The following is a 22,459-nucleotide window of genomic DNA, read 5'->3' on the forward strand; positions in this document are numbered from 1 at the left end:
TCAGTGCATCTTGTGGCCGCCGTGCGCCGGCATGGCGCCCGACGCCGGTACGGGTGCGGGCGTGGTGCGACCGGCCGGTGCGACGGGTGCAGGCTCAGGCTGCTGCGCCTCGCGTGCGTAGGCGCGCCAGCCCCCGATGCGGTTCACCGCCTCATTGGCCTCCTTCCAGTCGATGCGCTTGTCGTCGCCCAGCCTTCGATAGCTGGACAGCGCAGAAGAGTGGGTGACAGCCGGCACGCGGACCTGCGCATCGAGCGGGTCCGCCCGTTCGTTGCGGGCGGGAGCGCCCTGGGGCTGGGCTTGAGCGAACACCGCTACGGTCAGCAGCGCAATGAGAGAAATGCCTCGACAGCGGCCAAGGCGAAAGGGAGACAGAAACATGGAATCCTCGCGAGAGCTTCAACGACGGTCCTGCGGCCAAGGCACGCAGGTGCGTAGGTGAGGATCTGGCGCGATCCGCCGGATGGGGCGAGGAGTCGGTCCGTTGGACCGTGGCTGGTACCGTCAGGACAACTGACGGGAGGAGCTCAAAGGCACCCGCTGCACCCCAGCGCGTCGCGCCGGATCAGGCGAGGACGGTTCGAGGCGGACGGTCGAGCCCGTCAGGTTGGTGCGATGCGACCGGTTCCACCGTCGGCATCGGCGCAACGTGCTCCGGGATCGAGGGCGTCGGGAGCACAAAGCTGGCCGGCAGGCCCAGCGCAGAGCAGCAGGCGGCGCAGGCGCTGCAACTGAACTTGCCGTGGTGCGGGAACAGGCCCGTGGCGTCGTTGCCATCGGCATCCGTGGCGGGTTCGTCGGCGACTGGGTGCGCCGGCACCGCTTGCTCATGCACGCCATGACCCGTGGCCGCCGGTTCGCGCCCAGGGTTGGCGGCATGACTGGAAGGCGATACGGGTGCGTCAGCCATCAGCCCTTGCATCATCCGCTCGTGGCTCGGCCCGCAGAAAAACATCACGGACGCAGCCATGCCCTGCACAGGCATGGCGATCACCATGACCCAGACAAGGAAGGCGCGAAATACCCGTTGCATGCCACCAGTGTATCGAAACCGGGTTGACGACGCTCAGGCTTCAGCGGGGCAATGTGCGCGCTCCGGTCCGGAATGAGGCTGCCCGCTGCCGCTGAGCGACCGCGCCGCGCGAATGATCGGCGGGAGCGCCGGCCAGTACCGGGCCTGTCGCCTCCAGCGTGTCGATGATCGGGCAATCCGGTCGATCGTCGCCGTGGCAGCCGTGGACCAGATGCGCCAGCGCCGCTCGCATCGATTGCAGCTCTGCGAGCTTTGCATCGAGTTCCGCGATGTGTGCCTCGGCCAGGGACTTGACCTGCCGGCTGGACCGCTTGCGGTTCTGCCACAGGTCCAGCAATTCGCGGATCTGTTCCAGCGAGAAGCCCAGGTCGCGCGAGTGGCGGATGAAGCGCAGCATGTTCACGTCGCGTTCGCTGTATTGGCGGTAGCCCGCATCCGTGCGGGTGGACGCAGGCAGCAGCCCGATGCTCTCGTAGTGCCGGATCATCTTTGCCGAAAGGCCGGTGGCGCCGGCAGCTTGTCCGATGTTCATACCCATGGCCTTTGTTCCTCGAGACAGTTCGATCATTCCGTTGCTGCGCCGCGCCAGCGACGCAGGGTCAGCGCATTCGCGACCACGCTGACGCTGCTGAACGCCATGGCCGCACCGGCGATCACCGGGCTCAGCAGGCCGAAGGCCGCCAGCGGAATGCCGAGCACGTTGTACGCGAAGGCCCAGAACAGCCCTTGCTGGATCTTCGAATAGGTGCGGCGCGAGACGTCGAATGCGTCGGCCACGAGGCGCGGGTCGCCGCGCATCAGCGTGATGCCGGCGGCCTCCATCGCGACATCGGTGCCGGTGGACATCGACAGACCCACGTCGGCGGCCACCAGCGAAGGCGCGTCGTTCAGGCCATCGCCGACCATCGCGACCACTTGGCCCTGGTTCCGCAGATGCTGCATGATCTCGGCCTTGCCGCCCGGCAGCAGTTCGGCACGCACCTCGTCGATGCCGAGTTCGCGCGCCACCGCCTGGGCGCTGCCGTGGTTGTCTCCGGTCAGCATCACCGTGCGGATCCCCAGCGCGCGCAGGCGCGCGACGGCCGCCTGGGACGCCGGCTTGATGGTGTCGCCGAAGGCCAGCAGCCCGAGCACGCGGGCTCCTGGAGCGTCGCCTGTAGCGGCTCCTTCCGTCGGCGCCAGCAGCCACGAGATGCTGCGCCCCTCGCCCTCGAGGCGCTGGGCGGTCATCAGCAGCGCGCCCGGCTGTGCGCCCGACTCGTTCATGAGCCGCGTGCTGCCGAGCAGCAGGCGCTGGCCATCGACCACCGCCTCCACGCCGCGGCCCGGCAGCGCGCGGGCGTCGCGCGCCGCGGGCACGGCGATGCCTTCGGCCTTGGCCTTCTCCATGACGGCATGGGCCAGCGGGTGGTCGCTGCCCTGCTGCAGCGCGGCGGCCTGCGTCAGCACCTGGCCGACCTGTGCGTCCAGGCCTGCCTCGACCGCCACCAGCGACGGCTTGCCTTCGGTGAGCGTGCCTGTCTTGTCGAAGGCCACCGTGGTGACCGAGTGCGCCACTTCCAGCGCCTCAGCGTCCTTGATCAGGATGCCGCGGCGCGCTGCCACGCCGGTGCCGGCCATGATCGCGGTCGGCGTTGCCAGGCCCAGCGCACAGGGACAGGCGATCACCAGCACCGCCACCGCACTGATCAGCGCCTGCTCCCAATCTCCGCTCCAGGCCAGCCAGCCGAAGAAGGTCAGCACCGCGATGCCCAGCACCACGGGCACGAAGACCGCGCTGACGCGGTCGACGATGCGCTGGATCGGCGCCTTGGCCGCCTGGGCCGACTCGACCATGCGGATGATGCGGGCCAGCGTGGTCTCGGCGCCGATCGCGCCGGTGCGCACCTGCAGCACACCTTCCTCGTTGACTGAACCGCCGGTGACCGTTTCACCCACGGCCTTGGCCACCGGCAGGCTCTCCCCGGTGATCAGCGACTCGTTGACGTGGCTGCGGCCGTCGATGACCTGGCCATCGACGGGCACACGCTCGCCCGGGCGGATCACGACGATGTCACCCACCGCCACCTGCTCGACCGGTGTCGAGATCTCGGCCCCCTCGACCAGCACGCGGGCGACCGTCGGACGCAGCGCGTTCAGCGCACGGATCGCATCCGCCGTTTGCCGCTTGGCGCGCGCCTCGAGCCACTTGCCCAGCAGCACCAGCGTGATGACGGCCGCCGAGGCCTCGAAGTAGAGGTGCGGCATGCCGTGCGCTGCGTGCTTGAACAGCAAGTAGACCGACAGCCCGTAGGCCGCGCTGGTGCCCAGCGCGACCAGCAGGTCCATGTTGCCGGCACGGGCCTTCAGCGCCTTCCAGCCGGCACGGTAGAAGCGCGCACCGAGCCAGAACTGCACCGGCGTGGCCAGTACCAGCTGCACCCAGCCGTCTGGCATCCAGTGAATGCCGAACAGCTGCAGCAGCATCGGCAGCACCAGCGGCAGCGTCAGCACCGAGGCCACTGCCACGGGCCACCACTCAGGCAGGCGGCGCGCTGGCTTGGGTGCTGCGGCGTCCACCACCGGACTGGCCGCGTAGCCGGCCTTGTCGATCGCCGCAGCGAGCGTAGCGAAGGACACACTGCCCAGCGCCCCGACGCTGGCCTTCTCGGTGGCGAGGTTCACCGACGCGGTCGTCACGCCCGGCACCTTCAGCAACGCCTTCTCGACCCGCGCGACGCAGGAGGCGCAGGTCATCCCGTCGACTTGCAGCTCGACACGATGCGTCGGCACGTCGTAGCCGGCCCGGCGCACGGCTGCGGTCACAGCAGACACCAGGGCGTTGCCCGCCACCCCGTCCCTGGCGCGGACCGTCGCTTGCTCGGTGGCCAGGTTGACGGCGGCGCTCTCCACGCCGGGCAGCGTCGCGAGCGCCTTCTCGACGCGCAATACACAGGACGCGCAGGTCATGCCTTCGATCGGCAGTTTGAAGTCCAGCGTGGGCGTTGCGCTTGCGAGGGTGCTCATGGGATCGGTCCTTCCGGACCGTATCGGGTCCGCAGTCGGTTGATGCCGCAGGAGCTTCAGCCTTCCCATCATGGGAATGTCAACCGGCTGCGCTGTCGATCCCGACCTGCAGGTGAGGTCTTGTGGATGGCTGGCTTGACCTTCCCACGAGGGCAAGCCTGAGAGTCAGGCATCCCAACCAGCAGAAGGAGCACCCCATGATTGCATTCGAAGTCCAGGACATGACCTGCGGCCACTGCGCCAGCACGATCACCAAGGCGCTGAAGTCAGCGGACCGGGGAGTCAAGGTCACGATCGACCTGCCAAAGCATCTGGTGCTGATCGAGCCGACCGAGGCCGATGCGCAGCAGCTGCAGGACGCCATCGCCGAGGCGGGCTACACGCCGGTTCGGGCTGAGGCGGCACAGGTTGACCCTGCATCCCAAGGCAGCTCCTGCTGCGGGCACTGCCGCTGAGGCCGCTCCGCCATCGCGACCGATGGCCGAACAACCGCAGGACGGCAAGCATGTCGCTCCGTCCATCGGGATGCGTCCAGGCGCGCCTCCGGTCTAGTGCAGATCGTCGGCGACCCCGGGTCGCTGCCCGGAGACCACGGCCCGGGGATGGCGAGGCTCAGTCACTGGCCGCCATGCAGCCGCTAGCCACCGCCGTCATGCGCCGGTACAACGCCTGAACCTGCGCCATCCGATAGGGGGGAGAGCGGCCACTTGGTTCATGCGCGGCGAACGCCCGCAGACAGGAACGCTTCGCTGTGTTGCATGTGCTGCGGTGGGGAACCAGACGATCAGGCCAAGCATCCAGGCGCAGTCATCGACTCGAGATCGATCACCGCATCCGCCATCGCTGTCAGCTCCGTCGTCTGCGACACGAAGAATTCCCGCGCGTAGCCACCCAGTTCCAGCACCCGCCGCTTCATCGCCATGAACATGCGCTTGCGCTCCGGGTCCAGCGGTCCGTCGGTCTCGTCGGAGAACAGGGTGTCGTAGCGCCGGCCGGTGTTCTGCGCCAAATACAGCGCCACGGCCCGCACCAAGCACTCGTTGATCCAGACCTTCTCGCCGCCGCTCATCGCCGTGACGCTCTTGTCCTCGCCCGACTCTGCGTCGTAGACGCGGATGTCGAAGCCCTCGCGCTGCTCGCCCTTGGCCGTCTCCTGCAAGGTCTCGATGGCCACCGTGAAGCGCGGGCCATAGCAGGCCAGCAGCAGATCGTTCACCAGGCCGGACAAGGTCGGCCCCGCATCGTCGATGGCCAGCGCGATCAGGCCATCGTTGCCCATGCAGCGGGCGAACAGCAGCCAATTGGCAAGTTCCCGCTCCACCCGTGCCGTGCGGGCCGCGGCTGCGTCGCGCCTCCGGCCATGCTCCTCCATCAGGGCCGACAGGGCGGCAAGCGCCTGCGCGTCGCGGACGGCAGCCAGATGCGAGCGCTCCGCCTCATCCAGGACACATTGCCAGCGCTCCACCTGGGCCCGGGCCTGTACGAGCCGCGCAGCATCCGGCGGTGACGGCAGTGCATCGATCGCGGTCTGGAGTCGCTGGATGGCCGCCTGGGTCTGAGCTTCCAGCAGCGAGACACGCTCGGCAACGCGCATCCGGCTGGCGATGATCTGCTGGCGCTCAGCCGCTTCGGAGTCGGTGTCGATCGCGATTTCCGCCCCGGCCGACGGGTCTTGAGTAGGTGGAAGAGCGACGAGTTCGTCCTCCGCTTCGACAAGACCCGCGCGCGCCTGGCCTATCTCCGCCCCGCGCGCAGCCAAGGCGGCATAGGCCGTCTGACGGGCCAGGGCTCGCCTCGACTGGCACTCGGCTCGGCTCAGGCTCTGCGGTGCGCCAACGTTGAGGCTCACCGCCTCTTGCTGGGCCTGCAGTTCAAGCCGAAGACTGTCCCGCTCCGCAGCGAGTTGACGAATCCGATGCAGGGCGCTCGGCGCCAGCGCGGCCGCTTCGCGTGCGTCCGACAAAAGGGTGCATTGACCCTGCATGGGCATGCCGCTGCAGGGCACGCGGTTGCTCAGGGCCAGGCGGCGGCTCAGGTCTTCCGCCTGGAGCGCGGCCTGGCCCGCCTCGCGCTCGAGCGATGCCAGCCGCTGCCCGATCCCTGCGACAGCATCGCGACGACGCGCAAGGTCCTGGACGGCATCGCGAAGCGCCAGCACGCGGTCCTCGCGGCGACGCACCACCTCTGTCGCCAGCGGCAGACGGCGGCCGGCTCGAGCGACCGCGCCCTCGTCCGCCAGCGCCCGCTGCAGGGACCGGATGCGGGCCTCCAGTCGTTCGCGCTGCGCCCTGGCCTGCGCGACACGCTGCGCCACACGACCGTCGAGCCGTGCGAGTTGCTCCGTTGCCTCCCGGTCCTGCGTGCGCAGGTCCTGCAGGGTGCGATCACCCTGGGCACGGGCGCCCGCCAGTTCCTCCACCAACTGCGCTCGCCGGCTCTCGGCAGCCTTGGCCTGCTCCTGCAGGGCCATCAACGACGCCTCTTGCGTTCGCGCAGCTTCCCGTTGTTCATGGGCCGCCTGCCGGCTGGCTTGCGCCGCCTTGACCCTCTCATCCGCGCCCTGCCATCGACGGGCGTCATCCTCCAACCGCTGGCGCTCGGCATCGAACGCGGTCGCTTCAGCGCGCAACGCCGCCAGAGCCGCCTTCAGCTGCCGCGCCGTCTCGCCCGCCTTCTGACCGAGCGCGCGGATGTCCTCCTGCCCCAGCAGATCGGCCAGCAGGGCCTTGATCTCGCCATTGCGGTAGGTGCTGAGTTGCCGCTTCCCCTGTGCCGAGAAGACCGACGTGAAGAAGGTGTCCGCCGGCCCGCAGATGGCCTCGACGCATCGCGCATACGTCTCGACCTTGCCATCGGAGACGGTGCCGTCGGGCAGCGCGGCGGGAGACCACGTGCCGGCGTCATCCAGCATCAGCAGATAGGCCTCGGTCCTGCGGCGGCTCCCGGTTCGGCCGTTCATCCGGATGACCACCTGCGAGCGGTAGCAGCGCCCGGCGTGCGCCCAGTGCAGGTCCTTCTCGTTCTCCGGCATGCAGACCTGGTCGTAGTACGAGAAGCCGCCCGGCCCGGACTGCGCCGCCCGCGACGGCATGGTCAGGTAGGGATGCAGGTTGTCCATCACCGTGGACTTGCCGCGGCCGTTGGCGCCTGCGATGGCGACCAGCGCGGCACCATCGGCCAGCCGCTCCAGATCGAGGGTCAGCTCGTCCAGCCCGAGGCCGTCGCGGATGCCCCGGAAGCCCCGGAGCCTGAGAGAGAGTGGTTGCATGGCATGCCTCCAGCGCCGCTGGGCGGCGCGATGGGTGTGGTGGGAGGTGAAGCAGCCTGGGCGCCCTTCGGCCGCTGTTCAGGCGCCGTTTCAGGCCGTCTCGAAGAGGTCCAGTCTCGGATCCTTCTCGGCCGGGTCAAGGCCACCCTGTGCCTTGGCACCGGCATCGGGGATCGCCAGGACTGCCGCGACGATGTCCTCGGGTTCGGTCGTCGTCACCCGTTCCAGGCACTCCAGCAGCGGCTGCGCGTGGACGTCCGTCGCCGTGGCCCAGGCCCTAACCTTGTCGGCCAGATTGACGAGCTGCGAGATGCCGGGCGCGCGGGTGCGCACCACAGGCACGATCCGCCCCTCGAGCTGCACATCGGCGGCGGCGAACAGGGCGCGCTCGATGGCACCGCGGTCCACCTCGTGCCGGTCCTCGTCGGCCACCGTCCATCGGACCCGCACGCTGACGCCGGCCAGTTCCTGCGCGCTCGCCGCATCTCGCAACTGGTCCAGATCGGGCCGGCCCTCGAACACGATGTCCAGCGTCCGTCTTGCAGGGGTCGGCTCGAGGCGACAGTCCACCCCGCCCGGTCCGAATTCCCACAGCAGGAACCCCTTGTCGCCCTGCTCACCGTGGTGGAAGCGACCGATCGACCCCGCGTAGGCAATGCACTGGCGCCGCTCGCCCTCCCCTTGGGTCCAGGCCTGGTGCCGGTGGATGTGGCCGAGCAAGGTGGCCTGCGCGCCGGCGCTGAGCAGCGCCCCGGTTGTGAACTCGTGGTCGAACCCGGCCATCGGCACGCCGTGCTCTGTCACGCAGCCGAAGACCGTGCCATGCGACACCGCGAGCGTCGGCACGTCAGCAGCACGGGCCACGCCGTGGATGCCGGCGTAGCCCTGCAGCAGCCGGGCCAGCTGCTCGCCCTGGGCCTCGGCGGCAGCGGTGGCGCCGACCGCTGCCGCGACGGCCGCCTTGTTGATCGACGGAATGCAGGTGAACAGTGCCCTGGCGCCAGGCGGCACCTCCGCGAATCGTGGGCCTTCGGACGCGAGCCAGAGGTCGGCGCAAGACGCATCGGTCGCCGACAGGTCCCGAGACGATGCGCTGACTATCAACGCCACCTGACCAATCCGGTCCGCGACGAAGACCCGATGGCGGCTTCCCAGCATCCTGAACACGGACAGCGTGCCGGGCGGCTCGTGCGAACAGGTGCCCTGGAGCATCAGCACAGGGCATTGGTCGGCCAGCCGCCGCACCTGCGCCAGCAGACGCAAGGCCGCAGGCGCATGCAGATCCAGGGCGTGATCGGTGGCATCCCCGGAGATCACGGCCACATCGACGGCGAGTTCGATGGCGCGGTCCACGGCCGCCGAGAAGCAGCGATCGGCCTCCTCCAGGTGGCGCGGCCCGTAGTGCAGGTCGGACAGGTGCGCCACCCTCAAGCGATGTGCCTGAAGGTGCGGACCGTGCGCTCGCGGATGCCGATCCGGGATGCGCGACACCCTTGCGCCCTGCGCACCGGTTCCGCCGGGCCGTTGTCCCGGCGCGCTCACGAAGCCACCTGCTGCAGCACGGCGTTGACCTTGTCCGCGTAGCCCTTCGGATCGTTCCGGAAACGCTCCAGCTCGCCGAAGGCCCGCTGCCGCCCTTGCGGATTGAGCTTCCACCCCGGACCCCAGCGCGTGGCCGCATAGCTGAGCCATGTCTGCGCAGGCACGCCCATCGCGGTCAGCCGCCCGAGCACATGCTCCAGCGTGGGCGGCACGCCGTCCGCCGTGGGATCGCTCGCAGCTACAGGTTCGTCGACGGACTTCGGCCCCTTCCCTGGCGTCGAGGAAGCGCTCCCCCTGTGCCCCTGGAGCACGCGGGCGGCAACATCGGCCTGCAGGAGCACGGTGTCCTGATCGTCCTGCTCCCGCATCAGCGTCGCCACGTCGACCGGCGCTTCCAGTTCCATGATCCACTGCGGCACCCGGACAGGCCGCCCCTGGTCATCGATGTGCGCCACCTCCATCAGCCGCTTGGTCAGGTAGAACGGCGTGCCCTGGCGGTCCAGGAAACCGGCCAGTCGACCACCCCGCAGGAACGCCACGGTCTCGAAGGTGCGGATCGCCGCATTCATCGCGTAGAAGCTTCGCGTGTGCAGCTCGAAGGCGCTGATCGATCGGATGCCGGGGATGAAGAACAGGAAGCGTCCGGTGAGGTTGCACTGCCGCTGCTGGTACTCCGGGCAGGACTCCGGCTGGCACAGCCCGCCGTTGTCCTCGCGCGGAATCGCCTTGCGGCCGCCGAACAGCCGCACCGTGCGGCGCCCCGTCGCGTCCACCGGCACCGGCGCGCGCGTCATGCAGTGGCGCCACCGTCCGTCGGTCGAATACTCGGACCAGAAGCGCTTGTCCTGCGCACCCCAGGTGGCCAGTTCATGTGGCATCACGCTCTGCCAGCGATCGGTCGGGAACACCACCGGGAAGCGGTAGAGACGCCGGCCCTCGCCGCGGTCCTCGCCATGAAGGTCGAGGATCTGCGTTGCCAGTTGGGGATTCGGGAAGTCCTGGGCGCGCACGGTGAACCACGGCACGTTGCGCGGAACGAGCGGGCTCTTGAGCTCAGGGCAGGCCTCGGCCAGCGCACGCTCGATCTGGTCGAACGACTGGCCCTGGTTCAGGCCCTGTTCGTAGATCGTCTGCGCACGCGGCACCTCGGCAGCCCGACGGGTCAGGACCTTGATGCCCGCGCGGATCTTGCCGCCCGTGGCCAGGCGGGGCGTTCCGTTTGTACCGTTACCCAGCAGGGTCGGCAGAGCGGTGGGCCCGCCGTGCAGCACGACGGCGGGCCGGGGATCGGGGGATGTTGAAGAGGCCATCGGCGTTCCTCGGTAGGCGTCGGGGGATTCCGACAAACCATCGTCTCGCCTCAGTCTCGGATTTCAACCTCGGTTGCCGCTCCGACTGACACGACCCGCAGTCCTTCGCGCGGCAGCGATATGCACCTGCTTGCGCCCCGCGAGCGGCCCGTCTCGCTTGGCGGATCATCGGCGTAAAGCCCAGCGACCAAACCGAGGCGACGGCCTCGCGCGACGAGGGCCTGAACATGTCGGCGACGTCAAACAGAGCGATGACGCGCTCAGGCGTGGCGAGCAGCGAGATCGTGCGGTCTGCCTCTTCGCTTGACGCCTTTGACCCGGTGAACCTCGAAGGCCTCATCCTCGACGCCGACTACCTGGGCAGCCTGCAGCGCCGCTTCCCCGGCGCGAAGCGCTTCTGCGGCTATGGGGCCGCCACGCCGGACCTCTCGGCCCCGACCGCGGAGTGGCGCGGGCAGGACACCTTCATTCAGAGGGACGGCATCGTCGACGACTTCGGCACCTTCGACGATCCCTACGCCTTCCACGCGCGACGCGGCTCCAACCTCGGCGGCCTGAATCCGGTCACTCCTGTAGCCGCTACACTCTACCTCCATGCGCCGTTGCCTCGCGATCCTGTTGCTGATGCTGCTGCCCACCCAGATGTCCTGGGCGGCCGTGGCGGATTACTGCATGCACGAGTCAGGTGCAGGCGCCGACCATGTCGGTCATCACGACCATGGCGACCACCGGCATGGGGCCAGCGCCAGCGACAAGTCCAAGGCCGACGGCTCGGCGTCGACCGCGGTCGACTTCGACTGCGGCCATTGCCATGGCCATTGCGCCGGCATGCTGGACTTTCCCGCCGGCCTGAAGGCGCACGCCGTGGGTAGTGCGCCGCCCAGGCTGGCCGAGGCACCCAGTGCCGAGCACCTGCCGGCCCAGCTCGAACGCCCTCAGTGGGCGTGCCTCGCCTGATCGGCGAGGCGGGCTTCTTCCCTTACTGAACCCCGTCCGCGCCTGAGCGCGCTGCCCCGACGCATCGGGCGCAGCCTGGCTCGGGTCGGCGCGACCGCCTGGTCGCCGCTCGCCGGTCTCCCGTGTCTTCCCCCCAGCACTGGAGCATCGGATGCATCCGAGAACACGAACACATCGACAGACCGGCCGGGCCTCCGGGCTCGGTGGCCTGGCAGCGGCGCCCGTCGCCGCATGGCTGCAATTCGTACCAGGTTCTGCTGCAGCGCAGACGGAGACTGCAGCGGGATTGCATGCCATCGAACCAGTGCCGGGCGAGTGCTCGCCTGACGCCCAACTGGCCGCAGACTTTGGCTGACTGCCTCTGCGACCAGGCGACTTCCGGGTGCAGAGCGACGCGCCCCTCGCGGACATGCAGGCGGCGAGATGAGATCCCGGCTGGCCGATCCAGACGTCACGCTTGGGATGACGTGGATCTGGGTCGGCATGCTGCTGGCAGCGCTCGTCGCCCTTGCTCTCCATCGCTGGCGGTGCCGGCGGCACCCGCGCAAGCCGGCTCCGGCACCACGAAGCTACTCCGCGAGTCTTGGCGAGCGACTGCGAGGGCCGAAGAAGCAACGAGCCAAGGGCCCGCGGCGCGGCAAACCGCCCAAGCGACCGCCGCGTCCTCCGCGAAAGGCCTCCGGCGATCAGCCGCCCGGATAGAGCTCGATCCGTGCACGCCGCGCCTCGGGCGACTCGGCACGCATCTCGTCGATGACCTGCTGCCGGGTCTTCGGCGGCTGGGAGCTCTTGACGGGCAGAGGTGCTCCTCGCTGCAGCAGCAGGAGCGTGCCGTCCTTGCGCGCCGCGTCGACCTCCGCCATCACCTGAGCTCGGGTCTTGGTGCTCTTGAAGTGATCGGGGTGGTAGGTGACACCGGCTTCGCCGGGCGCCGGGTGCCAGACCGAGCTGGCCTGCGCCGCCAGCGGGAAAGACATCGCGATGGCGATGACCGGCAGGGCAAGACGGAGCGTATTCATGACGGGGTCCTTTCAGGGGTTGGAGCAGGTGGTCTGCGAAGTCATGCCCGAAGGCATGTGCCCACTGTAGGAAGCGGCATCCAACGAAGAGGAAACGTGCAGATGACAGTTCGGACAGTGACGACGTGCGCCTGCCAGGAGGTCGGCCTGTGAAGCTGCTGATCGTGGAGGACGAAGCCAAGCTCGCCGACTACCTTCGCAAGGGCCTGGCGGAGGAAGGCTATGTCGTGGAGGTGGCCGGCAACGGCATCGACGGCCTGCACCTGGCCACGGAAGGCAGCCACGACCTGATCGTGCTGGATGCCATGCTGCCGGGCATCGACGGGCTGGGCCTGCTCGCCGCGCTGCGGCAGAGCAAGCAGACCCCGGTCATCATGCTGACGGCGCGCCACCGCGTGGAAGACCGGGTGCGGGGCCTGAAGGCAGGTGCCGACGACTACCTCGTCAAGCCGTTTGCGTTCTCCGAGCTGGTGGCCCGCATCGAGGTGCTGCTGCGCCGCGCATCGGGAGTCGCCCCGGCGCCCGATGCGCTCGTCCTGACGCTCGGCGAACTCGAGCTCGACATGGCGCGGCGGCGCGCGACACGGGCCGGCCAGCGCCTGGATCTCTCGGCCAAGGAATTCCAGCTGCTCACGCTGCTGATGCGCCGCAAGGGCGAGGTCCTCTCCCGCACCGAGATCGCCGAACAGGTGTGGGATGTCAACTTCGACCATGGGACGAACGTCATCGACGTCGCGATCCGGCGCCTGCGGGGCAAGCTGGATCTGCCCTTCGATCGACCCTTGCTGCACACCGTCAGGGGCATGGGCTACGTGCTGGAGGAACGCGGACCATGAAGCGGCTGCACGCGGGGTCGCTGGGTCGCCGGCTGGCACGTTGGCTTGCGCTGCTCGCGCTCGCGGGTCTGGCGATGACATGCCTGGGGATCTACACAGCCACGGCCTTGAGCTTCGGAGATCGCCAGGCGGAGACGCTGCGCCAGAAGCAGCAGCAGGTTCGCCACCTGATCGCCGAGGCGGACGGACTCGACGCCGCAATCCTGACGCACAAGCTCGAAGACGCGATGGTCGGCCGGCAGGACCTGGCGCTGACACTGTCCGACGCGCGGGGTAGGCCGATCTACGCGGGCGCACCGGTTCCGGCGGGGCGCCGGACGGTCGTCGTGCAGTTCGAGGCGGCGTCCCCATCCGGCTCCGTCCTCGCCACGCTCACACTGGACACGAGCGACGACGACCGCGTGCTGTCCCGCCTCGCGCGCACCCTGGTCGCCGCCGCGCTCGCAGGCTCGGTCGTGATCGCCCTGGGCGGTTTCGCGCTGGTGCAGTTCGGACTGCGGCCCGTTCGCGCACTGGCAGAGCAGGTCCAGGCCCTGGCAGCCGACACGTTGCATCACAGGCTCGACGGCTCCGACCAGCCCGAGGAGTTGGCGCCCCTGGTGTCACACGTCAACGACCTCCTTGAGCGGCTGCACCGGGCCTACGCTCAGCTGGAGGCCTTCAATGCCGACGTGGCCCATGAACTGTTCACGCCGCTGTCCACGCTGATCGGAGGAACCGAACTCGCGCTGCGCAAGGCGCGCGACGCCGAGACGCTGCGCGACATCCTCGGCGACCAGCTGGAGGATCTGCAGCGCATGTCGCTCATCATCCAGGACATGCTGTTTCTCTCGCAGGCGGACCGAGGCGCCCAGGCACGTCGCGAGCCCGTGCAAAGCCTGGCGGAGATTGCACGCCCGGTGGCCGATCTGCACGAGGCCGCGCTGGAGGACGCCGGGCTGCGCTGCACGATCGAGGGCGATGCTCGCTGCGAGGTCGATGTCCGCCTGGTACAGCGCGCGCTGTCGAACCTGATCGGGAACGCCACGCGCTACGCTGAACGCGGCAGTTGCGTGACCGTCCGAATCGCCAACCGCGACGACGAGGTCGCCGTCCGGGTCGAGAACCGGGGCGAGACGATTTCCGCCGACCACCTGCCCCGCCTGTTCGACCGGTTCTACCGGGCCGACGCCGCGCGCGCTGGCGGGGACCGCAACCATGGCCTGGGGCTGGCCATCGTGGCCGCTATCGCCCGCATGCACGGCGGCGCCGTCCGGGCCAGTTCGGCCGGCGGCGTCACGGCCGTTGGCCTGGTCCTGCCGGCGCGCGGGCCTGATGCGGTCTGAGGGTCAGAGGCAGCTGCCTGCGATGTCGCGTCCTCGCCCGGCGGCCGGCATGCGATCCAGCCGCTTGGCTTCGGCCAGGGTCAGTCCGCCGGACAGCGAGGCAGACGGCACGACCATGCCAGCACCATCCAGCTTCTTCGCCTGGGCCAACGTGATGCCGCTGGTGGCCGGCGCCGTGGCCGCAGCAGGCGCAGGTGCACGGTCGTCCAGGCGCTTCATGCGGGCGACATCGGCCGTGCAGGTGGGTGCAGCGAAAGCCGCGCCGGCAAAGGTCATCGAGACAAGCGCCATCGTGGCGCGCAGGGTGGACTTCATGGGGTACAGGAGTGGGTTGAGACAGCCACAGTCTCGGCCCGCCATCCCAACAGGTCCTGAACGCCTGGATGACAGTTCAGTCAGATTGGCGGCTCAGCCTTTGGGCGCCTTGCCCAACAGGCGAAGGCCGTTGAGCACGACCAGAAGACTTGCGCCCATGTCCGCGAACACGGCCATCCACATCGTCGCGCTGCCGAAGACGGCCAGGATCAGGAACACGGCCTTGATGCCCAGAGCGAGGGTGATGTTCTGCCACAGCACGGCGTGCGTGGACCGAGACAGCTCCACCGCCTCCCCGATGCGCCGCAGGTCGTCGTTCATCACAACGACGTCGGCGGCCTCCATCGCCGTGTCCGTGCCGGCGGCGCCCATCGCCACGCCGATGTCCGCCTGTGCCAGCGCCGGCGCGTCGTTGATGCCGTCGCCGGTCATCGCCGTCGGGCCCATCTCTCGCTGCAGCGCCTTGATGGCCTCAAGCTTGTGCTCCGGCAGCAGGTTGCCGCGCGCCTGCTCGATGCCGGCTTCGTGGGCCACGGCGCTGGCGGTGGCCTGGTTGTCGCCGGTCAGCATCACGGGCGTGATGCCCAGCGCCCTCAGCGACGCCACGGCTTCGCGCGACGAGGGCTTGATGGTGTCGGCGACGGCAAACAGCGCGATCACCCGCTCGGGCGTGGCCAGCAGCGTGACCGTGCGGCCCGCCTCTTCGTGTCGCTTCAGCTGTGCCTCCAACGCTGGCGAGCACTGACGGCGCTCCTCGATCAACCGGTGGTTGCCGAGGACGTAGGTCACGCCATCGACCTCGGCCTGTACCCCGCGACCGGTCAGTGCCGTGAAGTTGCGAGCCTCGACGCTGTTGGGCCTCAGACCCGCTGCGATGGCCTTGGAGACCGGGTGGTCGGAGTGGCTGGCGAGCACGACCGCGATGTGCTCGGCCACCGCCGGATCCGTGCCGGCCTCCACCACGGACCAGTCCACCAGCCGCGGCTTGCCCTCGGTGATGGTGCCGGTCTTGTCCAGGGCGATGGCCTTGAGCTTGCGCGCTTCCTCGAGGTAGATGCCGCCTTTGATCAGGATGCCGCGCCGCGCGGCGGCCGCCAGGCCGCTGACGATGGTCACCGGCGTGGAGATCACCAGCGCACACGGGCAGGCGATGACGAGCAGCACGAGTGCCTTGTAGACCGCCTGCAGCCAGGTCCAGCCGAGCAGCCACGGGCCGAGCAGAGCCACCGCCACCGCGATGACGAAGACGGCCGGCGTGTAGACGGCCGCGAATCGGTCGACGAAGCCCTGCGTCGGCGCGCGCGTGGCCTGGGCTTCCTCGACGGCATGGATGATCCGGGCGAGGGTCGAATTGGAGGCGGCTGCCGTGACCTCGAACTCGAAGGTGCCCGAGTCGTTGATGGTCCCCGCGAAGACGGGATCGCCTGCACCCTTGTCGACCGGGATGCTCTCGCCCGTCACCGGCGCCTGGTTGATGCTGGTCTGGCCGGAACGGACGATGCCGTCCATCGGCACGCGCTCTCCCGGCTTCACCCGCAGCAGCGCACCCACGGCCACCACGCCCACAGGCTGCGTGGCCCAGCTGCCGTCGGGCTGCCGGACCGAAGCCTCTTCCGGCGCCAGCGCGAGCAGTCCCTTGATGGCGTTGCGCGCTCGGTCGACCGCACGCGCCTCGATGGCCTCGGCGATGGCGTACAGCGCCATCACCATCGCGGCTTCAGGCCACTGGCCGATGACGAAGGCGCCCGTCACCGCCACCGTCATCAGCGCGTTGATGTTGAGCCGGCCATGGCGCAGCGCCGTCAGACCTTTCTTGTAGACGTCGAAGCCGGCCAGCCAGATGGCGACGGCGGCCACGGCCAGGCCGGCGCCCCGCCACACCAGCGTCTCCGGCGCGAAGTAGCCGATGACCTCGGCACAGATGGCCAGCAGCAGCGCCGCGGCCAGCTTGGGCAGCTGGCCTCGTACGACCTCATGATCGTGCCCGTCCCCCGACGAATGACCATCCGCCTTCACGGCCGGCGCGACGGGCTGCGGATCAAAGCCGACCTTTCGAATGGCCGCGAGCGCCGGCTCCACGGCGGAATCGTCGGCGTCGATGGTGAGCAGGCGCTGGCCGAGATTGAAGCGCAGGCCGCGCAGGCCGGACAGGCCATCGACGGCGCGGCGAATCTCAGCCTCCTCGGCGGCACAGTCCATCGTGGCGATCCGGTAGCTGCGCCCTGCCTCAGTGGCCCCGGGGACAGGCGATGGCACGGAGGCAGCACCAGCGGCCGGGCCGCAGGCACCGCAGCGCTCATCCGAGCGGGCCGGGTTCAGGCTGTCGCATGCCGCCGCTTGGTCATGGTCATCGCCGGGCGAGTGAGCATGGCCAGGGACTGGCTTGTTGGAAAGGCGATTCATGGCAGGGGATCCTCGTTGACCTTCCCGCCATTGCAAAGCCTGTAGCAGGTGTAGAGTCAAGCGCTTCCTTCCCTCCAGTCCGGGCAAGAGGTGAACCCATGAAGATCGGCGCCCTGGCCGAAGCGACCGGAACGCCGGTCGAGACCATCCGTTTCTACGAGCGCGAAGGCCTGCTGCCTCCACCCCTGCGCGCAGACAACAACTACCGCATGTACCTGCCGGCCCATCTGGAACGGCTCGCCTTCATCCGCCAGTGCCGCAACCTGGACATGACACTCGACGAGATCCGGGCATTGATCGCGCTGCGCGAGTCGCCTGCGCAGGATTGCGGCGAGGTCAACGCGCTGCTCGACGAACACATCGGCCACGTCGCACAGCGGATCCGCGAACTGCGGGCGCTGGAGAAGGAACTCAAGTCGCTGCGCGCGCGCTGTGCGACTCCCCATTCGCTTTCCGAGTGCGGGATCCTCACCGGCATCGACCGCGCGGCCGCAGCCCCGTTGGCGCCGACAAGGCGCCGGCACGTTCACGGTGCGCACTGAGCGCGGCCTGCCTCGGTCTGAGTGACCGAACTGTCATCTTCCGGTTCAGAAGCTGTTCCGCGCCGGTCTCTAGAGTCCTCAGCCATGCCATCGGGCATGCGGCTGCTCGGCAGCCGATCACATCCAGAAAGGGACTCTCATGCACTCCTCATCCTTCTTGCGCAGCGCCGCCGTGCTACTCGCAACGGCGGTTCCCGCCATCGGCTTCGCTGCGAGCGAGACCTTCCTCAACGGCCAGTCGATCTACGGCCAGCCGGCCGCCGCTTCGAGCGCCGCCCGTGTCGTGGACCTGGCCCAGGTAGCACGACCGAACATCGCCTACGGCGAAACGGTCATCTTCCTCGGTGACGCGGGCCAGCAGTTTGCCTGGACCTTCAATGGATTGGATCGGCGCGGGGTCGATCTGGCAAAGATCGCCCCGGCGGGCTTTGCCACGAAAGGCGCGGTCGCCTACGTCGCGCGCGATCCAGCCAATCGCAACTGAGCACCGTCCGTGCCGGCAATGCGTCCGGGCTTGGCCCGGACGGGTGCACGCGCTTGACTCCGTAGTGGCTTCAGGGTCTGGAATGCGGGACTCGTCAACCTGAATCCATCCCGACAGAGCAATGCCCAATACGTCGTCTCTCCTCCTTCGCCCGACGCCGCTTCTCAATTTCGGCAATCCCTACATCGAGCGCCTGGTCACCGATCGGAACTGGCGAGCGTTGCCGGAGCGCGAAAGAATCGGGGCTGCCTACGACTTCGTGCGCAACGAGATCGCCTTCGGCTACAACGAGGGCGACGAGTTGCCCGCCTCGCGCGTGCTGGCCGACGGCATCGGCCAGTGCAACACCAAGAGCACGCTGCTGATGGCGCTGCTCCGTGCGGCCGGAGTGCCGTGCCGCTTCCACGGTTTCACGATCGACAAGGCACTGCAGCGCGGCGCGATCTCGGGGCTGGCGTATCGCCTGGCGCCCCGACGCATCATCCACAGCTGGGTCGAGGTGTGGTACGAGGGCCGGTGGGTGAACCTCGAAGGCTTCATCCTCGATGCCGACTACCTGGGCAGCCTGCAGCGCCGCTTCCCCGGCGCCAAGCGCTTCTGCGGCTACGGGGCCGCCACGCCGGACCTCTCGGCCCCGCCCGTGGAGTGGCGCGGGCAGGACACCTTCATCCAGAAGGATGGCATCGTCGACGACTTCGGCACCTTCGACGATCCCGACGCCTTCTACGCGCGACACGGCTCCAACCTCGGCGGCCTGAAGCGCTGGCTGTTCGCGCATGTCGTACGGCACTGGATGAACGACAACGTGGCGCGCGTGCGCGCTGGCCGCTGGTGACCTGCGTCACGACAGCCCACGGCCCTGTCTCGTTCCGGTCAACCCTGTAGCCGCTACACTCCACCTCCATGCGCCGTTGGCTCGCGATCCTGTTGCTGGTCCTGCTGCCGCTCCAGTTCTCCTGGGCGGCGGTGGCCGACTACTGCATGCACGAGTCGGGCGCCGCAGCAGACCATGTCGGCCATCACGACCATGCCGATCACCGGCATGGGGCCAGCGCCGGCGACAAGGCCAAGTCCGACGGCTCGGCGTCGACCGCGGCCGACTTCGACTGCGGCCATTGCCATGGCCATTGCGCCGGCATGCTGGACGTTCCCGTCGGCCTGAAGACGAACGCCTTGGGCAGTGCGCCGCCCGGGCTGGCCGAGGCACCCAGCTCCGAGCATCTGCCGGCCCAGCCCGAACGCCCCCAGTGGGCGCGCCTCGCCTGATCGGCGAGGCGGGCTTCTTCCCATACTGAACCCCGTCCGCGCCTGAGCGCGCTGCCCCGACGCATCGGGCGCAGCCTGGCTCGGGTCGGCGCGACCGCCTGGTCGCCGCTCGCCGGTCTCCCGTGTCTTTCCCACAGCACTGGAGCATCGGATGCATCCGAGAACACGAACACAACGACAGACCCGCCGGGCCTCCGGCCGTGGCGGCATGGCGGCGGCACTCCTGGCCGCATTGGTGAACCTGGCGCCTGGCGTCGCGACGGCCCAGACGGCTGCTGCGCCGAGCCTCAAGGAACTCTTCGAAACGGCCTGGGCGCGCCAGCCCGAATCGCTCTCCCTGCAGGCACGCCGCGATGCGGTGCAAGCCCAACGGCGGGCCGCCGAGGCCTGGACGCCGGAGCCACCGGCGCTCGAGGCCAGCCACAAGACCGACCGCCTCACACGCAACGACGGCGCGCGGGAGCTCGAGGTCGGCGTCGCCGTGCCGCTGTGGCTGCCCGGCGAGCGACGCAACACCAGCGCACTCGCCGATGCCGAGGCCGCCGCCCTCGGCAGCCGGGCCGAGGCCGCGCGTCTGCGCCTGGCCGCCTCGGTGCGCGAGGCCTGGTGGAACTGGCAGCGCGCCGGCGTCGAAGCCGAGATCGCCCGCGCGCAACTCGACAGCGCCCGCCGCCTGGCGGCTGACGTGGCGCGCCGCGCGAAGGCCGGTGAACTGGCACGGGCCGACCAGCACCAGGCCGACGGCGCCGTGGCCGCGGCCGAAGCCGCCGTGGCGCAGGCCGAGGCGGGGACGACGGTGGCCCTGCAGCAGCTCAAGTCGCTGGCGGGTGGCACCTGGGCGCCCATGGCCACCGCGAGCGCCGTGGCCGAGCCCGAGCCCCCGGCCGCCGCCGAGCCACCGCAGCATCCTGCGCTGGCCGAACTGAGGGACCGTGCGACCGTCGCCGAGCGCGCCGCGGCATTGGCCTCGACACAATCGCGCGCCAACCCGGAGCTGACGCTCGCGACGACACGCGACCGCGGCGCGAGCGGGGAACGCTACGGCCAGACGGTCACGCTGGCGGTGCGCATCCCCTTCGGCGCCGGGCCGCGGCACGACGCCCGCGTGGCCAGCGCCCGTGCCGATGCGGCCGAAGCGCAGGCGCAGCTGGCCCTGGACCGCGCGCGGCTTCAGTCCGAACGCGAGTCCGCTGTCGCGCGTGTGCAGGCGGCGCGCAGCCAGCTGGCCGCCGCGGAGCGCCGCGCCACCCTGGCGCGCGAGACCCGCGGCTTCTTCGAGAAGTCGTTCCGCCTCGGCGAGACCGACCTGCCGACCCGCCTGCGCATCGACGCCGAGGCCACCGAGGCCGAGCGCCAGGCTGCGCGCAGCCGCATCGAACTGGCCGCCGCGATCTCCGCCTGGCGCCAGGCGCTGGGGCTGCTGCCGCAGTGATCGCCACCGACCTCGCCCATCACCAGAGTCCACCCATGAAAACTTCATCTCTCCTGGCCGCGTTCGCTGCAATCGCGGCCCTTCTGATGCCCCCGCTGGTTCACGCCGGCGAAGGCCACGACCACGGCGACGCTGCGCCGACGTCCACCGGCCCCGCGTTGCCCCGCTTCACGGCGGTCTCCGAGACCTTCGAACTGGTCGGCGTGCTGAACGGCAAGCAGATCACGCTGTACCTCGACCGCGCGGCCGACAACGCACCCGTCACCGACGCGCAGATCGAGCTGGAGATCGCCGGCGCGAAGCTGAAGGCTGAAAAGCACGAGGACGCCTTCGAGATCGTGCTCGCTGCCGAACCCAAGCCCGGCGTACTGCCGATCACGGCCACCGTCACCGCCGGACAGGAGGTCGACCTCCTGGCTGGCGAACTCGACCTGCACGAGGAGGCGCACGCCGACGAGGCCGCGCATGTGCACTCGTGGAAGGAGTACGCCGGCTGGGGCGCCGGCGCCCTGGCCGCCCTGATCGCCCTGATCCTCATCGGTCGCCGCATCGCCGCGGGCCGCCAGCGCACCACCGGAGCCGTCGCATGACTTCGAACATCCTCTGCACGCGCCGCTGGGCGCTCCCGGCTGTCTTCGCGCTCGCACTGGGCCTTTCGGCGCCGGCCATGTCCGGAGAAGGCCATGACCACGGCGATGCACCGGCCGCACCGAACGCCAACGGGCCGCAACGCCAACCCGACGGCAGCGTCTTCCTGCCCAAGCCGGCGCAGCGCCAGCTTGGCGTGCGCACGCTGCTCACCGAGGCCACCGAGCTGCCGCGCTCGTTCGAGCTGAACGGCAAGGTGGTCATCGACCCCAACGCAGGCGGCAAGGTGCAGCCGCTGAACGCCGGCCGCATCGAACCCGGACCGCGCGGCCTGCCCAACGCCGGTCAGGCCGTGCGCAAGGGCGAGGTGCTGGCCTACGTCGTGCCGTCCGCCGCCCCGATCGAACGCTCGAACCAGGCCGCGCAGCTGGCCGAACTGCGCGCTGCGAAGTCGCTGGCCGACAAGCGCGTCGCGCGCCTGAAGGAACTGGCCGACACCGTGCCCCGCAAGGACATCGAGGCCGCCGAGAGCGAGGCGCAGAGCCTGGCCGAGCGCATCGCCGCTGTCGGCACCGGCCTCGCGTCGCGCGAGGCGCTGGTGGCGCCGGTCTCGGGCGTGATCGCGTCGGCGCATGTCGTCGCCGGCCAGGTGGTCGATGCGCGCGAGCTGGTGTTCGAGATTGTCGACCCGGCGCGGCTGCGCGTCGAGGCGCTGGCGTTCGATGCGGCGCTGGCCGGCAACGTCGGCAGTGCCAGCCTCGCGGTGGGCAACCAGCGCGTGCCGCTCGCCTTCATCGGCGCCGCGCGCAGCCTGCGCGAGCAGGCGCTGCCGCTGGGCTTCCGTGCCGAGGGCAAGGTGCTGTCGTCGCTGGCCGTCGGCCAGCCGGTGCGCGTGTTCGTGCAGGGCAAGGACAAGGTGCAGGGCATCGCGGTGCCGGTGTCGTCGCTGATGAAGAACCCGGCCAACCAGACCATCGTGTGGGTGAAGACGGCGCCCGAGCGATTCGAGCCGCGCACCGTGACGGTCGAGCCGCTGGACGGCGTCAACGTCGCCGTGACCTCGGGCCTGAAGGCCGGTGATCGCGTGGCCACGCAGGGCGCGACGCTGATCAACCAGGTCCGCTGACAGGAGC

Annotated in this window: 21 protein-coding genes; 11 read left to right on the plus strand and 10 right to left on the minus strand. The window is 69.6% G+C overall.

The annotated features are described in order from the left end of the window. The 4 genes from HNQ01_RS15150 to HNQ01_RS15165 form a co-directional block, all read right to left on the minus strand. Window positions 1–381, minus strand: coding sequence for a hypothetical protein (locus HNQ01_RS15150; RefSeq protein ID WP_173806283.1), 381 nt, complete (start codon window positions 379–381; stop codon window positions 1–3). Window positions 382–565: 184 nt separating this feature from the next. Continuing rightward, window positions 566–1,033 carry a hypothetical protein gene (locus HNQ01_RS15155; RefSeq protein ID WP_173806284.1) on the minus strand — a complete coding sequence of 156 codons (468 nt, stop codon included), beginning with the start codon at window positions 1,031–1,033 and terminating at the stop codon, window positions 566–568. Between the two features lie 40 nt (window positions 1,034–1,073). Continuing rightward, window positions 1,074–1,571, minus strand: a complete 498-nt coding sequence (gene cueR / locus HNQ01_RS15160) for a Cu(I)-responsive transcriptional regulator (protein ID WP_434801514.1) — start codon at window positions 1,569–1,571, stop codon at window positions 1,074–1,076. Between the two features lie 26 nt (window positions 1,572–1,597). After that, complete coding sequence (locus tag HNQ01_RS15165) at window positions 1,598–4,039, minus strand: heavy metal translocating P-type ATPase (RefSeq protein WP_173806326.1); 2,442 nt, start codon at window positions 4,037–4,039, stop codon at window positions 1,598–1,600. Window positions 4,040–4,236: 197 nt separating this feature from the next. Between HNQ01_RS15165 and HNQ01_RS15170 the strand changes: the two genes are divergently transcribed. Next, window positions 4,237–4,494, plus strand: a complete 258-nt coding sequence (locus HNQ01_RS15170; protein ID WP_104301964.1) for a heavy-metal-associated domain-containing protein — start codon at window positions 4,237–4,239, stop codon at window positions 4,492–4,494. A gap of 329 nt (window positions 4,495–4,823) precedes the next feature. Here HNQ01_RS15170 and HNQ01_RS15175 read toward each other — a convergent pair whose 3' ends face one another. The 3 genes from HNQ01_RS15175 to HNQ01_RS15185 all read right to left on the minus strand — a co-directional run bounded on the left by HNQ01_RS15175 (window position 4,824) and on the right by HNQ01_RS15185 (window position 10,159). Next, on the minus strand, window positions 4,824–7,307 hold the full coding sequence (locus tag HNQ01_RS15175) for a DNA repair protein (protein ID WP_104301963.1): 2,484 nt from the start codon (window positions 7,305–7,307) through the stop codon (window positions 4,824–4,826). A gap of 90 nt (window positions 7,308–7,397) precedes the next feature. Next, the gene (locus HNQ01_RS15180; protein ID WP_353621717.1) at window positions 7,398–8,732 is read right to left on the minus strand and encodes a metallophosphoesterase family protein; all 1,335 of its coding nucleotides are present in this window, start codon (window positions 8,730–8,732) and stop codon (window positions 7,398–7,400) included. A 113-nt stretch (window positions 8,733–8,845) separates the two neighbouring features. Beyond that, window positions 8,846–10,159: a recombination directionality factor gene (locus HNQ01_RS15185; protein WP_173806286.1), complete on the minus strand. Its 1,314-nt coding sequence runs from the start codon at window positions 10,157–10,159 to the stop codon at window positions 8,846–8,848. Window positions 10,160–10,753: 594 nt separating this feature from the next. Between HNQ01_RS15185 and HNQ01_RS15190 the strand changes: the two genes are divergently transcribed. Beyond that, on the plus strand, window positions 10,754–11,116 hold the full coding sequence (locus tag HNQ01_RS15190; RefSeq protein ID WP_173806287.1) for a hypothetical protein: 363 nt from the start codon (window positions 10,754–10,756) through the stop codon (window positions 11,114–11,116). A 686-nt stretch (window positions 11,117–11,802) separates the two neighbouring features. Here HNQ01_RS15190 and HNQ01_RS15195 read toward each other — a convergent pair. Beyond that, window positions 11,803–12,135 (minus strand): DUF4148 domain-containing protein, encoded by a 333-nt coding sequence (locus HNQ01_RS15195; RefSeq protein WP_104301961.1) that lies wholly within the window; start codon window positions 12,133–12,135, stop codon window positions 11,803–11,805. A 149-nt stretch (window positions 12,136–12,284) separates the two neighbouring features. Here HNQ01_RS15195 and HNQ01_RS15200 point away from each other — a divergent pair, with 149 nt between their 5' ends. Further along, window positions 12,285–12,971, plus strand: a complete 687-nt coding sequence (locus HNQ01_RS15200; protein ID WP_104301960.1) for a heavy metal response regulator transcription factor — start codon at window positions 12,285–12,287, stop codon at window positions 12,969–12,971. Further along, a complete protein-coding gene (locus HNQ01_RS15205; RefSeq protein WP_104301959.1) occupies window positions 12,968–14,296 on the plus strand; it encodes a heavy metal sensor histidine kinase in 1,329 nt (442 codons plus the stop codon). Before HNQ01_RS15200 ends, HNQ01_RS15205 begins: the two co-directional genes overlap by 4 nt. A gap of 3 nt (window positions 14,297–14,299) precedes the next feature. On the opposite strand, the gene HNQ01_RS15210 is transcribed toward HNQ01_RS15205, so the two are convergent. Then, window positions 14,300–14,611 (minus strand): hypothetical protein, encoded by a 312-nt coding sequence (locus HNQ01_RS15210; RefSeq protein ID WP_146076043.1) that lies wholly within the window; start codon window positions 14,609–14,611, stop codon window positions 14,300–14,302. Between the two features lie 93 nt (window positions 14,612–14,704). Beyond that, window positions 14,705–16,810, minus strand: coding sequence for a heavy metal translocating P-type ATPase (locus HNQ01_RS15215; RefSeq protein ID WP_104301957.1), 2,106 nt, complete (start codon window positions 16,808–16,810; stop codon window positions 14,705–14,707). A gap of 302 nt (window positions 16,811–17,112) precedes the next feature. On the opposite strand from HNQ01_RS15215, the gene cadR reads away from it, so the two are divergent. The 7 genes from cadR to HNQ01_RS15250 all read left to right on the plus strand — a co-directional run bounded on the left by cadR (window position 17,113) and on the right by HNQ01_RS15250 (window position 22,452). Then, a complete protein-coding gene (gene cadR / locus HNQ01_RS15220) occupies window positions 17,113–17,556 on the plus strand; it encodes a Cd(II)/Pb(II)-responsive transcriptional regulator (RefSeq protein WP_104301956.1) in 444 nt (147 codons plus the stop codon). Between the two features lie 139 nt (window positions 17,557–17,695). Further along, window positions 17,696–18,040 carry a CzcE family metal-binding protein gene (locus tag HNQ01_RS15225; protein ID WP_104301955.1) on the plus strand — a complete coding sequence of 115 codons (345 nt, stop codon included), beginning with the start codon at window positions 17,696–17,698 and terminating at the stop codon, window positions 18,038–18,040. A 121-nt stretch (window positions 18,041–18,161) separates the two neighbouring features. Further along, window positions 18,162–18,875: a transglutaminase-like domain-containing protein gene (locus HNQ01_RS15230; protein ID WP_104301954.1), complete on the plus strand. Its 714-nt coding sequence runs from the start codon at window positions 18,162–18,164 to the stop codon at window positions 18,873–18,875. A 68-nt stretch (window positions 18,876–18,943) separates the two neighbouring features. Next, window positions 18,944–19,306, plus strand: coding sequence for a DUF2946 family protein (locus tag HNQ01_RS15235; protein ID WP_104301953.1), 363 nt, complete (start codon window positions 18,944–18,946; stop codon window positions 19,304–19,306). 208 nt (window positions 19,307–19,514) lie between these two features. Continuing rightward, window positions 19,515–20,738, plus strand: coding sequence for a TolC family protein (locus HNQ01_RS15240; RefSeq protein WP_245876405.1), 1,224 nt, complete (start codon window positions 19,515–19,517; stop codon window positions 20,736–20,738). Beyond that, a complete protein-coding gene (locus HNQ01_RS15245; protein ID WP_434801515.1) occupies window positions 20,735–21,328 on the plus strand; it encodes a hypothetical protein in 594 nt (197 codons plus the stop codon). Before HNQ01_RS15240 ends, HNQ01_RS15245 begins: the two co-directional genes overlap by 4 nt. Then, a complete protein-coding gene (locus HNQ01_RS15250; protein ID WP_104301951.1) occupies window positions 21,325–22,452 on the plus strand; it encodes an efflux RND transporter periplasmic adaptor subunit in 1,128 nt (375 codons plus the stop codon). The genes HNQ01_RS15245 and HNQ01_RS15250 overlap by 4 nt, the downstream gene beginning before the upstream one ends. Window positions 22,453–22,459: the final 7 nt, after the last annotated feature.

The sequence above is a fragment of the Sphaerotilus uruguayifluvii genome (assembly GCF_013294065.1).
Lineage (GTDB): Bacteria > Pseudomonadota > Gammaproteobacteria > Burkholderiales > Burkholderiaceae_C > Sphaerotilus > Sphaerotilus uruguayifluvii.

Coding starts and splice junctions, on each gene's coding strand:
- HNQ01_RS15210 (WP_146076043.1), bottom strand. CDS start 14,611: ATGAAGTCCACCCTGCGCGCCACGATGGCGCTTGTCTCGATGACCTTT.
- HNQ01_RS15190 (WP_173806287.1), top strand. CDS start 10,754: ATGCGCCGTTGCCTCGCGATCCTGTTGCTGATGCTGCTGCCCACCCAG.
- cadR (WP_104301956.1), top strand. CDS start 17,113: ATGAAGATCGGCGCCCTGGCCGAAGCGACCGGAACGCCGGTCGAGACC.
- HNQ01_RS15165 (WP_173806326.1), bottom strand. CDS start 4,039: ATGAGCACCCTCGCAAGCGCAACGCCCACGCTGGACTTCAAACTGCCG.
- HNQ01_RS15155 (WP_173806284.1), bottom strand. CDS start 1,033: ATGCAACGGGTATTTCGCGCCTTCCTTGTCTGGGTCATGGTGATCGCC.
- cueR (WP_434801514.1), bottom strand. CDS start 1,571: ATGGGTATGAACATCGGACAAGCTGCCGGCGCCACCGGCCTTTCGGCA.
- HNQ01_RS15235 (WP_104301953.1), top strand. CDS start 18,944: ATGCGCCGTTGGCTCGCGATCCTGTTGCTGGTCCTGCTGCCGCTCCAG.
- HNQ01_RS15215 (WP_104301957.1), bottom strand. CDS start 16,810: ATGGACTGTGCCGCCGAGGAGGCTGAGATTCGCCGCGCCGTCGATGGC.
- HNQ01_RS15175 (WP_104301963.1), bottom strand. CDS start 7,307: ATGCAACCACTCTCTCTCAGGCTCCGGGGCTTCCGGGGCATCCGCGAC.
- HNQ01_RS15205 (WP_104301959.1), top strand. CDS start 12,968: ATGAAGCGGCTGCACGCGGGGTCGCTGGGTCGCCGGCTGGCACGTTGG.
- HNQ01_RS15185 (WP_173806286.1), bottom strand. CDS start 10,159: ATGGCCTCTTCAACATCCCCCGATCCCCGGCCCGCCGTCGTGCTGCAC.
- HNQ01_RS15195 (WP_104301961.1), bottom strand. CDS start 12,135: ATGAATACGCTCCGTCTTGCCCTGCCGGTCATCGCCATCGCGATGTCT.
- HNQ01_RS15225 (WP_104301955.1), top strand. CDS start 17,696: ATGCACTCCTCATCCTTCTTGCGCAGCGCCGCCGTGCTACTCGCAACG.
- HNQ01_RS15230 (WP_104301954.1), top strand. CDS start 18,162: ATGCCCAATACGTCGTCTCTCCTCCTTCGCCCGACGCCGCTTCTCAAT.
- HNQ01_RS15240 (WP_245876405.1), top strand. CDS start 19,515: ATGGCGGCGGCACTCCTGGCCGCATTGGTGAACCTGGCGCCTGGCGTC.
- HNQ01_RS15250 (WP_104301951.1), top strand. CDS start 21,325: ATGACTTCGAACATCCTCTGCACGCGCCGCTGGGCGCTCCCGGCTGTC.
- HNQ01_RS15170 (WP_104301964.1), top strand. CDS start 4,237: ATGATTGCATTCGAAGTCCAGGACATGACCTGCGGCCACTGCGCCAGC.
- HNQ01_RS15150 (WP_173806283.1), bottom strand. CDS start 381: ATGTTTCTGTCTCCCTTTCGCCTTGGCCGCTGTCGAGGCATTTCTCTC.